The following is a 12067-nucleotide window of genomic DNA, read 5'->3' as shown; positions in this document are numbered from 1 at the left end:
ATTTATTTTTAGGTTTTGTTAAGGTTTAATAAAAGTAAAAAGAGAGTTGTCGATAGACAACTCTCTTTTCTATATTTAACGGTATCTTATTCAGAGACTACTTCGAAAGGAATTTCTACAGAAACTTCTTTGTGAAGTTTAGCGATTGCTTTATAAGTACCTATTTCTTTTACGGCATCTTTGATGATGATTACCTTACGGTCCACGTTGTATCCTAATTTTTCAAGAGCCTCAGCTATTTGAATATTAGTTACCGAACCGAAGATAGTGCCGGTAGAGCTTGTTTTTGCTCCGATAGTGAGTGATACGCCATCAAGTTTGGTAGCCAAAGCCTCAGCGTCTTTCTTGATTTTCTCAAGTTTGTGAGCGCGTTGCTTCATGTTTTCAGCCAAAACTTTCTTTGCAGACTCTGATGCTATCACAGCTTTACCTTGAGGTATAAGGTAATTACGTCCATAACCGTCTTTTACAGTTACGACTTCATCTTTATATCCTAAGTTAAGGATGTCTTCTTTTAATATAACTTGCATTTCTTTTTCCTCCTTTTTATTATTTCATTAAGTCTGTAACGTAAGGAAGCAAAGCTAAGTGACGAGCTCTTTTTACAGCTTGTGCAACACGACGTTGGAATTTCAGAGATGTTCCGGTAATACGGCGAGGAAGGATTTTTCCCTGTTCGTTAAGGAATTTCTTCAAAAACTCAGGGTCTTTGTAGTCGATATACTTGATACCGTTTTTCTTAAAACGGCAGTACTTTTTTTTCTTGACATCAACTGAAGGCGGAGTCAAATATCTGATTTCTGATTGCTGTGCCATAATTTAGTTCTCCTTTACTTCTTCTTTTTTAGGTGATTTTAGATTTCTTCTCTTTTCTGCGTACTGGTGTGCAAACTTATCCTGACGGAAAGTCAAGAAACGGATAACACGTTCGTCGCGGCGGAAGTTGATTTCTAGTTTAGCGATAACAGCCGGATCAGCTTCAAATTCTAACATCGCATAAAAACCGGTAGATTTCTTCTGGATTGGATAAGCCAGTTTGCGAAGTCCCCAGTTTTCTTCATTTACTATTTTTGCCCCTTCATTGGTCAAAATAGTCTTGAATTTTTCTACCGCTTCCTTCATCTGTACATCAGACAAAACGGGAGTCAAAATGAAAACGGTTTCGTAATTGTTCATAAATTAAATAATTATAAATTAAACATGTCATTTTTGCAAATGAGGTGCAAAGATAGAGCTTTTTATTTATATAACAAATGCTAAAGCTTTAAAAAATCTTTGATAAGCGGACTTCTTATCTTACATTTGTATACAATATAAGAGGAATCGTCAATGGAAAATGAAGAAATACTCAGCTTGGATGGAGATCAGGATCTTATCTTCCCCATCATTAACGGAAAAGTGTCGATGGCTATTAACCGTATGATGTACCGCAACCTTCGTAAAGAAGGTCTCGATATTACTCCCGAACAATGGACGGTATTAGCTTTCCTTTGGCGCGAAGATGGCGTCACCCAGCAGACCTTATGCAATTCCACATTTAAGGATAAGCCGAGTATGACTCGCCTTATTGACAACCTGACTAAGCAGAATCTTGTTTATCGTAATGCTTCCACAACAGACAGGCGTTCCAATTATATATTCCTCACCGACCTAGGTAAATCAATAAAAGAAAAGGCCAATAAAGCCGTATATGAGACCGTAGATGCTGCTTTAGCAGGTATCGATGAAGAGGGGCTTAAGCAGGTGCGTTTCCTGCTGGCGGCTGTTTTTGGCAATATACGTGAGGCCCTGGAGGATTCTAATCGCTATTAGAATGTGATAAATACCTAATTAGTTTGTCCCGTAATTTCCCTGAGACAGGGTATTCGAATTTTCTTGCAAAAAACGCGTCTGAACTGGTAATGTCCTCGAAATCCCTTTCATCCAGATTGGCCGGATATACTCCGTCCCGGTTTTCCCACAGCATGAATCTCAGGTTCCTTTTTGCTACCTTTTCCTTGAATGAAGAGTTCATTAATATGGAATGCAATAAGATTTCTTCGGCACAAAATGTATATTTATAAGCTTCGAGAACATTCGGATGCTTATCGAGAAAGTCGAGGAAGTATTCAACTGCAGGTAGCGTAAGAGTCCAATAGGTAGAACCTCCATAGAGGTTATTTAATTCGGTCGGCAATTTCCTCTTATATCCGACAATCTTTTGCATTTGTACAAATGCTTTGATGAATATACGCTGCCAGCTTTTGGCATTGAAAATCTCATATAGATTGTAATATACAACCCTGTTGAGTCCGCCCTCTATCCATGTTTTAATAGGTAGTGGCCTGGCCGAGAGAAACTCTGTTCCATAATTTTCTTTCAGATAATCGGATATCTGTTGTGGCGACTTTGCAGGAAAATCCTGTCCTGTAATCAGGTGGATGTAATCTATGCTTTTATCTTTGGCGCATTCCTTCGATAAGAGAAGAATAGCTTTTAGATGGTCGACACTACCCCAGTTGACTCTGTATTCCTGTGATACAAACTTGACGGTAGCCTTCGTTTTCAGTGTCTCAATATCAGAATCGGTAATCCGGCTTTTCTTATCTATGTGGATATAGAATGAATAGTCTTCATTGAAGAAGTCTACCAATTCATTTAATTGCTGCGGATTCTTATATGCTGTTACAAGTATAGCGTGTTTCATTTCGTCAGTTTTTAATAATCAAATCCATATAAATAGGAAGATGGTCGCTGTATCCGCCCAGATATTTAAACCCTGAGTAAGTACGGAATGGTTTCTGTCCGCCACCTCCGGACTTTGTATTATCATCATGTAAGAGGAAAGGTGCAGAGTAAATATGTGCTTCTTTCTTCTTGATTGAGATTTTAGAAGAGGGATTCAACAGGTTCCCACTTGTAATAAACTGATCTATAAAGTTCCACTTTCCCTTATATTTATAGGAGCCTGTATCCTTCTCGCCTAGACGATGATAAAACATATTGTATAAACTTTTATCCGAAACCGGGGATTTGATGCTATGCGCACCAAGACTTTCAGATAGGCTTGTATCATTCGGATAGTCATTGAAGTCTCCCATGATAATGATATTCGCTTTCTTTCGTATGCGGAAAAGACTGTCAGTCTTTTGTCTCAAGAGTTCTGCACACCGTATGCGGTCGGGCCTTGTCTTTTTAATCCCCTCACGTCGGGACGGGAAGTGGCAAACGAATATATCAAGTATCTGATCATTGATGACTTCACCTGTAACATGGAGTATATCCCGCGTTGTTTTCGATGGGTCTGATTGCAGGGTGGGAGTATAAGACCTTTTGCTTATTATCTTTATCTGGTCCCGCTGATAGAGTAAGGCTGTATTCGAACCCCTGTTATCCTTGGAGTTGGTGATTATATATTCATACTTATGTTTCCTCAGTCTTGCTCTTTTGGTAAGGTCATACAATACGGAATCGTTTTCTACTTCGCATATACCGACTAATGCAGGAGGGTATCGATCGTCACCAGCAGATGAAATCACGGTGCTTATATCATTCAACTTCTTCCAATATCGGTAGTTTGTCCAGTGCAATTGTCCGTTCGGGGTGAGATCATCATCGTTTGTTTTCGGATTGTCTTTTGTATCGTACATGTTTTCTACATTGTAGAACATGATACGAAAATTTTCCTGCGCATTTGTCTGTATGCTGATTATCAGTAACAGTATAATGCCCTGTAATATTTTCCAACCTTTACTTAACCCGCTCATAACAACCAATATCGGGAGAATCCTGACGGGATTTACCTCGCAAATCAAAAGGCAAACCCATTGAATATGTTTTATCGGCTTTATCTATGGCCGGGGATGAATCCTGTAACTCAAAGTTGTATGAATAGATACCTTCCGTATTCAAGTCTTTGAATAGAGGATCTTTATTCCATATTATATTTTCAAAGTACGAGTCTGAAATCTCCGTGCCTTTTATCAGACAGTTTATGAACTGATAATTGTAGACGGCTTCAGCATTTCTATTCATTGAAAGTTCTCTATTTAATGAACCGTAAACGATAGAGTTCATAAAATCACATTGTGCTAACGGTGTCTCTTTACTATTGCTTATTATCAGGCTTTCTACACTCCTTGCCGACCATCTGAAATAATTCGCAATGGTGCAATGCAGGAATGAATATTTTCCCCCATTGAGATTTAGTGCTGCTCCTTTAGAATTAACAAACAGGCAGTTTCCTCCGTCAATATTACTGTTTGTAGCCGATACCCCGTGTTCTAATGTGTTTTGTACAACTACATTCAATAAAGTCGCTTTTTTATATTGAATGTCTGATGCATAGAATGTTATGCCTTTTGTGGCATTCCGTATATTTATATTTTCAAGTTGGTTGTTATAACTTTCGGAATAGAAATATACGCCGTCCCATTGTCCCGGAACATTGTCGTAAGGTATATCTGCATCGATCTTATCAAAGCGGTCTCCCCTGAAAATAACAGGCTTTTCTATTGTCCCCTTGGCTATCAGTCTCCCATGTATGCGTATAGAAGCATTGTTTCTGAAAAAGATTTTGGAGCCTTCAGACATTGTAGCTGTAACCTCTTTATCGATCACGATGGAATCATATACAAGAAGCGGTTTCTTACCTGTAATTACAGAATCCTGGGTAATCCGTCCGCTTTTCCATATATAGACATCCTGTCCTACAGCTTCCAGTTGCAGGTATTGTATATTTCCGTTTGTTTCGAATCTGATGGAATCGCGTATCAACAACGGAGTTTCATTGTCTGTAGGATTTACTGTAACTTCTATAAATCCAAAAAGACTGTCTTTTTTTAGTATTTCTACATTTGAGAGCTTCGTCCCTTTTTCTCCGTCGATATTCATTCTGAATCCGCTTTTTGCCGGGTTCATCAATTCTATCGAGCCTATTACAAGTGATCTACTGTTTTTATTATATATTTTAAACTGCCGTGTAGCAGAGCCGATAGTCGTAAATACAGTATCGAAACCGATTGTATCTGATGAAAATGTGATAGACATATTTCCATCCGACGAAAAATCATCGTCGTTCGAGCATGCAAAAAGCCCAAAGAATAGCAATATAAGTAACAGATAAGACTTAATGTTGTATTCTAAAATCATAACAGTCTGTTGTATTTATGCTCAAATAGTTAATAAAAAGGTCTGAGACCTTATATGTAATAAGGTGTAGCAGTATTTTCTCTTATTCTTTTTTTTAGCTGCAAACACCGTCTATAGAACAGGATTGCCCGCTTATGATTTCTCCTTTTTCGCTGGATACGCCGTTTTGCTCCCATTCGGCATATGCTTTATTCAGCACCTCCAGATAATCATCAACAGGAATAGAACCTTGCACTATTTGCTTGTTGTTGAATAGATAGAACGGAATGTATTCGAGATTAAGCTCGTTTTCGCTGTATTCAATATCCTCTTTTATCTTGTCCAGATATGTGTCACTGTCCAGCATTTCCACAATGGATTTTTCTGTCAGTCCTATTTGTGTACCCAGTTTCACCAGTATACTGTTGTCACTTATGTCTGCACCTCTCACGAAGTAGGCATCGAAAAGCACTTCCTCGGCTTCGGTCGCCAAACCCGATTCATTAGCCAACTTCACCAGACGGAGGGCATCGTATGTATTAGCTACGATAAGATTATCGTAGTCGTAATTTAGTCCTACTTCTTTTGCCAGTTTAGCTGTATTTGCCATTGTTTCATGAGCCTCATTTACGCTCATCTGGTATTTATCCGCAAAATATCCATAGATTTTCGATTCCAGAGCTTCTTTAGGGAGTTCAAGATCTAATTCATAGCTATGCCAGACAAGTTCGATATTATCCCTGTGAGGGAATTGGCTCAAGGCCATTTCTAATTTTCGCTTTCCTATGTAACAATACGGGCAGGCTATATCTGACCATATATCTATTTTCATTTTGTTCATTATCGATGTTTTTTTATGTTGTTGATAATTAGTTTTGTAAGTTTTAAAAGGTAACAAAAGTAACAAAGAAAACAATTAAGAATGAATAATTAATAATACCCTTGTCATGCTGAGCAGAGCGAAGCATCTCGTCAGTTAGTAGTTAACAACTTGTATCTCGTTTACTTGTAACTGCCCACAGGGCGTAGTAACTCGTAACTGTTAAAAGGTAACAAAGGTAACACTTTTTTCAGTGAACAGTCATCAGTTAACAACTTGTATCCCGTGTCTTGTCTACTCGTATCTCATATAACTTAAAACTTATTACTTAAAACTCATCACTTGTTAAAAGGTAACAAAGGTAACAGTTTTTTTGTTTTATATTTGTTACTTTTTATCATTTCAAAGAGCTGCAAAACAATACTTTATTGTATAGATAAATATATTTGTTAAACTTAAAATGTAACAAAGCTATAACAATACAAAGATACTATTAACCGATAATATATTTACTCTTTGGCAGATATGAAATCACTTTTATAATAATATAAGATACCAGAAATGTGCATATAGCCAGTAGAGGGATTTTTATTGCTGCTGATGAAAATATATCGTTAAAAGCCCAGTAGAAGAAATTTAATACTATTATATGCACCAGGTATATTCCGTAACTCATGACAGATATACTTGTTATTACCTTTTTTAGAATAGTATCTTTTCTGTATCTGATATTCTTAATAACTAGAAATAAGCCCAAAGCCATCATTGCCACATTGATGGTTCCATAGTTCCACGATAATTCCAAATCAGATACTAACTCTTGTGTATTCAGTCTGTTGGCAAAAAGTGAATAGGTTACGATGTACCCAATTATAATTAAAGAGAATCCTATGGGCATATCCCACTTGCTCTTTGCTATACAGAATTTTTTGAGATAGAAGCCCAGTATGGCGAATCCGAGAAATCCGGTGAAGTAATATAACAGGGATGTCGGATTCCAGTAGCATTCTCCCAATACCTCGGGGAATACCTGATGTATATAAGGGAGTAACAATGTGATTGCCCAAATAATGAGGTAAAAATGCAGGTTGTTGCGCGATGCATTATTCAGCCAGGGCGATATAATAGGGAAGAACAGGTATAATCCAATCAGCATATAAATGTACCAGAGATGTCCGACTTCCACTCCATAGTTAACAGGGATTTTAGCTATATTGATAAACATTCCCTCTATATCGGTCTTGCCCATAGCGAAGGCATAAATCGCATATAGTACACACCATACGATGAAAGGAATTAATACGCGAGTGAAACGTTTCTTAAAGAATACGTTCATCTGTTCCTTTACGGGCAGGACAAAATAGCCTGTAATCATGATGAATAAGGGTACTGCTGTTCTGAACAGTGAATTGTAGATATTGACCCAAAACGGATCGTTTCCATTTGCGATAGTCCCTCCTTCTCCGATGTAGTAAAATTCACCTGCATGTACTTGTATTACCATATAGCAGGCTAATACTCTGAGTAAGTCGATACTGAATACTCTTTCTCCTTTCATTTTTTGTTTTAATTAGTGTTTTATGTTGGTATTTTCTGTTTCATTTTAGTGTTCGATTGTTTTATGCTACGCGCAATCAAAGATTGCTTGTGTTCCTTTTGCCCAAAGCCGCAAAAGGAACCAAAAACGCTTTAGCGCCCCGCTTCAAAGGCCGACCCGTTAGCAGAAGAGACGGCTAAACGAAAAAACTCGCTCCAAGGTTTGTACAATCCGTATACTCGGATAAGCTCAAACACGTTTTCGTTTTTTAGCCTTTCTCTCCTGACGGGTACCCCGCCGGTGAAGCTAACGGCGCTGGCTGACGCATATTTAATTCTCGAAAGAGCTTTGCCTTACTAAGGCGTCAGCGGATACGCATTAGTGACGTAAGCGGGCACCTGTCCGGTGAAGTCGACGTAGAAAGGGATGGGGCGATAGCCCGTTTGTCCCTTTCAGCCGGCAAACCGTTGACAGGTCGCCGAGGAACGAAGCGCTAGCCTTTTGGTTCGTTTTGGGCAATGCCAAAATGAACATCCTGACGAAACGAAGTTTAGTCGAAATTAATCGAACATTAAAATATATCAACACATTAAAATATATCAACACATTCTTTTATGAAAAATGCCGCGCCAATAAGCATATTACTATCGGCACGGCAAATGCGTTTATTTCAGGTATTATATATCAAAAAATAATGTAACTGATATTATTTAGCAGGAATGTTTTTTAATATTTCCAGTAAGAAAACCCACCATTTTTCAACAGAAAGAATTTCAACCTGTTCTTCCGGAGAATGGGCATTACGGATTGTAGGTCCACATGAGATCATATCCAGATGTGGATATTTTTCGAGGAATAGTCCGCATTCGAGACCGGCATGGATTGCCATTATCTCCGCTTCTTTGTTGAATAGTTTTTTGTAAGCATCTTTAGCTACACCTAATACTTTAGAATCCGGATTAGGTCTCCATCCCGGATATCCTGCCGAGTGCACCACATCTGCTTTTGCTAGTGTGAATACGGCGTTAACTATATTTCCTGCATCATCTTTCAATGAGTTTGTGGAACTTCTCTGGCTTGTAGTTATCAGGATTGTATTACCCTCTTTCATTTTCACTGAAGCCAGATTTGTAGATGCTTCTACCAGTCCCGGTATTTCAAAACTCATGCCCAGTACACCATGAGGACAAGCGTATAGTGCGTTCAACAGATTGTTAGTTGTATCCTTATCTATAACAAACGATGGAGTATCGGTAGATTCCACTGTCATTCTCAGATTAGGATCTACGCTTTTCAATTCAGCTTCGATTTCCGGAGCCAGTGTATTCAATGCTACAATTACCTCTTCCTTTTTATTGTAAGGTACTCCTGCTATAGCATATGCTTCGCGAGCAATAGCATTATGCAGATTCCCTCCGTTAAATTCCGCTAGAGAAAGGTCGTATTGTCTGCTGAGTGTCCACAGATAGCGGTTGAGTATCTTATTTGCATTACCCAGGCCTTTGTGGATTTCCGAACCTGAGTGTCCTCCGTTCAACCCTTTTACCTGAGCCTTAAACCAGAAATAGTTTGCTGGAATGCTTTCCGGCTTGTATGTGAATGTAGCAGTAGTTATCTTACCTCCTGCACATCCTATATATACTTCACCTTCTTCTTCGGTATCCAGATTGATAAGAATATCTCCATTCAGAAAATCTTTACTTAATGCATAAGCGCCAGTCAGACCTGTTTCTTCATCTACAGTGAACAGGCATTCCAGTTTTCCGTGTTCTATTGTATCTGATGAAAGTATAGCCAGAGCAGCTGCCACTCCTATGCCATTATCTGCACCCAGAGTTGTACCTTTAGCTTTTAACCAGTCGCCTTCTACAACTGTTTCTATCGGGTCGTTGCCAAAATCATGGACAGTTCCGCTGTTTTTTTCGCATACCATATCTACGTGCCCCTGAAGTATCACGGTCGGAAGATTTTCTTTGCCTTTAGTCGCAGGCTTGGTTATAAGCACATTTCCGGCATCATCTTTTTTTACCTCCAGATTGTGCTTTTTTGCAAAATCGAGTAGATAAGCTATTATTTTACCTTCTTTTTTCGATGGACGCGGGATCTGGCTTATTTCATAAAAATAGTTCCATACTGCGCTTGGCTTTAAATCTTTTATTGTCATATTCCGTTAAATTTTTTAGTAGATGACTACTCTATTTTGTAATAACATCTAAAATTAGATAGATAACCTATAAAAAGCAATTTTTTTACATCTTTTAAAGGTTTCAATATAGCGTTGTTTTAACATAAAGATATATCTTTGCCAAGTCGTTCTCAAAAATGGGTATGAAAATGAGACTCGTACCTGACAGGTTTTCTGTATTAAAAAAAGGATTAACTAATGCATTTAAATAAATGAAGAATATCTCTTATGTTATTAACGGTGTACTTGCAGTTGCAATAATCGTATTGTTTATTTTATTTTTTACATCTAATAAGAAAAGCACAGAAGGTGGATCTGCATCCCTTAAATTTGCAGAAGGTGATTCTACAGGCGTTTTACCTATAGCTTATGTCAATGTTGACTCTTTACTTATCAATTACAATTACGCAAAAGATGCAAATGATGTGTTGATGAAGGAATATAACAGTTCTAATGCAACATTGAACAACAAACAACGTCAATTTGAAAATGAAGTCGCTGATTTTCGTAAGAAAATTGATAACAATGTATTTCTAAGTCAGGAACGTGCTCAGCAAGAGCAAGTCCGTATACAGAAAATGGAGGCTGACCTTCATGCTACAGCAGAACGATTGAGAGAAGATTATATGAAAAAACAGGCTAAAGTAAATGCGGAGATAACCGATTCGGTTCGTGTTTGCCTGAAAGATTATAATAAAAAAGCTAATTATCAGGTGATCTTCAGTAATACAGGATTAGACAATATCCTGTTGGCAAAAGATTCATATGATATTACGAAAGATGTAATACAGCTACTTAATAGCCGTTACAAGCCCGAAGCCGCTAAATAGAAGAATTAAAAATATAGAAATAGGATAATTGCCAATTGGTATTATCCTATTTTTTTATACCTTCTCAGCTCTTAAAATTAAATTTACTGATATTATGGATTTATATGGAATTGTGGGGAACCCTTTAGCTCAGTCTTTTTCTCCCCGGTTTTTTACAGAGAAATTTTCGAAGGAGAGTATTGATGCAGAATATGTGAAATTTGAAATTCCTGAAATTTCTTTATTTCCGGATATTATAAGTTCGCATCCGAATCTCAGAGGATTGAACGTAACTATTCCTTATAAAGAAAAGGTGATTCAATATTTAGATGATTTGGATCCTCAGACCAGAGAATTGGGGGCGGTGAATGTAATAAAAGTAGTAAGAAGCGGATCGGCAGTCAAGCTGGTAGGGTACAATTCAGATATTATAGGTTTCCGGAATTCGATTGCTCCACTTATCAATAAAGATATTCATAAGAAAGCTTTGATTTTGGGAACAGGAGGAGCCTCTAAAGCAGTAGCCGGAGGGTTGAAAAATCTCGGTTTGGATTTTACGTATGTTTCCCGTACACCTAAGACCGGGCAATTGCAATATCCGGATTTGAATAAAGATATATTTAATGAATATACGGTAATTGTGAATGCGTCGCCACTAGGTACATTCCCTAATGTAGATGAAGCACCGGATATTCCTTATCTGTATTTGACCCGGGATTGCTTATTGTATGATCTGGTATATAATCCGGCTGAAACAAAGTTTCTGAGGTTGGGGAAAGAAAGAGGTGCTAAGGTGAAAAATGGTGCGGAGATGCTTGAATTGCAGGCTTTGGCAGCTTGGGATATATGGAATAGATAAATTTTTATTATCAATTCTGTGAAATTGAAAGAAAACAATTAAATTTGGCTTAAAATATAATAATGAAAACAATAAATTTATCGGAACAAAACACTGTATTGAATCGTTTTGTCAGTGAACTGCGCGATGTAGACATTCAAAAAGACAGTATGCGCTTTAGGCGTAATATAGAAAGAATAGGAGAAATTATGGCTTATGAGATAAGTAAGACTTTGAATTATTTTCCTTTAGAAACTGTGACTCCATTAGGTACTTCGGTAACAAACGTGCCATCCGATCCTATTGTAATAGGTACTATTCTGCGTGCCGGGTTGGTATATCATCATGGCTTTCTGAATTGTTTCGATCAGGCGGAGAACGCATTTGTTTCGGCATATAGAAAGTATCGGGAAAACCATCAGAGTTTTCATGTACACATCGAATATATAGCGTCACCCCGAATTGAGGATAAGATATTGATCCTTACAGATCCGATGTTGGCTACAGGTGGGAGTATGGATTTGTCATATCAGGCATTGCTGACAAAAGGCCAGCCGAAACATATTCATATTGCAACTATTATTGCAAGTCGGCAGGCAATAGATTATTGTGAGCAGAATTTCCCTAAAGACAGGACTACGATCTGGGCAGCAGCAATAGATCCGGAGTTGAATGAGTATGCATATATTATTCCGGGACTGGGAGATGCCGGAGATTTAGCATATGGGGAAAAGGAATGAAAAAAGATAATACTAAAATAAGAAAAGTC

General features: G+C 37.9%; 14 protein-coding genes. 4 read left to right on the top strand and 10 right to left on the bottom strand.

The features are described 5' to 3' along the window. Positions 1–86 precede the first annotated feature (86 nt). From rplI to rpsF, 3 genes are read right to left on the bottom strand one after another with little or no spacing between them, the layout of a single operon-like run. Complete coding sequence (rplI, locus tag QZL88_RS06990) at positions 87–530, bottom strand: 50S ribosomal protein L9 (protein WP_296939501.1); 444 nt, start codon at positions 528–530, stop codon at positions 87–89. A gap of 19 nt (positions 531–549) precedes the next feature. Continuing rightward, positions 550–819 carry a 30S ribosomal protein S18 gene (gene rpsR, locus QZL88_RS06985; RefSeq protein ID WP_183305946.1) on the bottom strand — a complete coding sequence of 90 codons (270 nt, stop codon included), beginning with the start codon at positions 817–819 and terminating at the stop codon, positions 550–552. Then, positions 820–1176, bottom strand: coding sequence for a 30S ribosomal protein S6 (gene rpsF / locus QZL88_RS06980; protein WP_006798739.1), 357 nt, complete (start codon positions 1174–1176; stop codon positions 820–822). Between the two features lie 153 nt (positions 1177–1329). Between rpsF and QZL88_RS06975 the strand changes: the two genes are divergently transcribed. Then, a complete protein-coding gene (locus QZL88_RS06975; protein ID WP_296939497.1) occupies positions 1330–1812 on the top strand; it encodes a MarR family transcriptional regulator in 483 nt (160 codons plus the stop codon). On the opposite strand, the gene QZL88_RS06970 is transcribed toward QZL88_RS06975, so the two are convergent. From QZL88_RS06970 to QZL88_RS06940, 7 genes are all read right to left on the bottom strand, one after another. Next, complete coding sequence (locus tag QZL88_RS06970; protein WP_296939494.1) at positions 1799–2686, bottom strand: beta-1,6-N-acetylglucosaminyltransferase; 888 nt, start codon at positions 2684–2686, stop codon at positions 1799–1801. The two genes, QZL88_RS06975 and QZL88_RS06970, sit on opposite strands and share 14 nt — an antisense overlap. 4 nt (positions 2687–2690) lie before the next feature. Next, positions 2691–3746 carry a hypothetical protein gene (locus tag QZL88_RS06965; protein ID WP_296939492.1) on the bottom strand — a complete coding sequence of 352 codons (1056 nt, stop codon included), beginning with the start codon at positions 3744–3746 and terminating at the stop codon, positions 2691–2693. Continuing rightward, entirely contained in the window at positions 3730–5130 is a 1401-nt protein-coding gene (locus tag QZL88_RS06960; RefSeq protein WP_296939490.1) for a choice-of-anchor Q domain-containing protein, read from the bottom strand. Before QZL88_RS06960 ends, QZL88_RS06965 begins: the two co-directional genes overlap by 17 nt. Before the next feature lie 94 nt (positions 5131–5224). Further along, positions 5225–5950, bottom strand: a complete 726-nt coding sequence (locus QZL88_RS06955) for a DsbA family oxidoreductase (protein WP_296939488.1) — start codon at positions 5948–5950, stop codon at positions 5225–5227. 472 nt (positions 5951–6422) lie between these two features. Then, entirely contained in the window at positions 6423–7487 is a 1065-nt protein-coding gene (locus tag QZL88_RS06950) for an acyltransferase family protein (RefSeq protein WP_296939486.1), read from the bottom strand. Between the two features lie 357 nt (positions 7488–7844). Beyond that, a complete protein-coding gene (locus QZL88_RS06945; RefSeq protein WP_296939484.1) occupies positions 7845–8000 on the bottom strand; it encodes a hypothetical protein in 156 nt (51 codons plus the stop codon). 172 nt (positions 8001–8172) lie between these two features. Next, the gene (locus QZL88_RS06940) at positions 8173–9630 is read right to left on the bottom strand and encodes an aminoacyl-histidine dipeptidase (protein ID WP_296939481.1); all 1458 of its coding nucleotides are present in this window, start codon (positions 9628–9630) and stop codon (positions 8173–8175) included. A gap of 233 nt (positions 9631–9863) precedes the next feature. Between QZL88_RS06940 and QZL88_RS06935 the strand changes: the two genes are divergently transcribed. From QZL88_RS06935 to upp, 3 genes are all read left to right on the top strand, one after another. Beyond that, positions 9864–10481, top strand: a complete 618-nt coding sequence (locus QZL88_RS06935; RefSeq protein WP_006798729.1) for an OmpH family outer membrane protein — start codon at positions 9864–9866, stop codon at positions 10479–10481. A gap of 94 nt (positions 10482–10575) precedes the next feature. Continuing rightward, the gene (locus tag QZL88_RS06930; RefSeq protein WP_296939478.1) at positions 10576–11319 is read left to right on the top strand and encodes a shikimate dehydrogenase; all 744 of its coding nucleotides are present in this window, start codon (positions 10576–10578) and stop codon (positions 11317–11319) included. A gap of 62 nt (positions 11320–11381) precedes the next feature. Further along, entirely contained in the window at positions 11382–12038 is a 657-nt protein-coding gene (gene upp, locus QZL88_RS06925) for a uracil phosphoribosyltransferase (RefSeq protein ID WP_296939476.1), read from the top strand. Positions 12039–12067 lie beyond the last annotated feature (29 nt).

Origin of the sequence: uncultured Dysgonomonas sp. (genome assembly GCF_900079725.1) — a bacterium.
In the GTDB taxonomy this organism is placed as follows: Bacteria; Bacteroidota; Bacteroidia; order Bacteroidales; family Dysgonomonadaceae; genus Dysgonomonas.
Note: the sequence above shows the minus strand (reverse complement) of the source record. Positions and strands in the feature narration are given on the sequence as shown.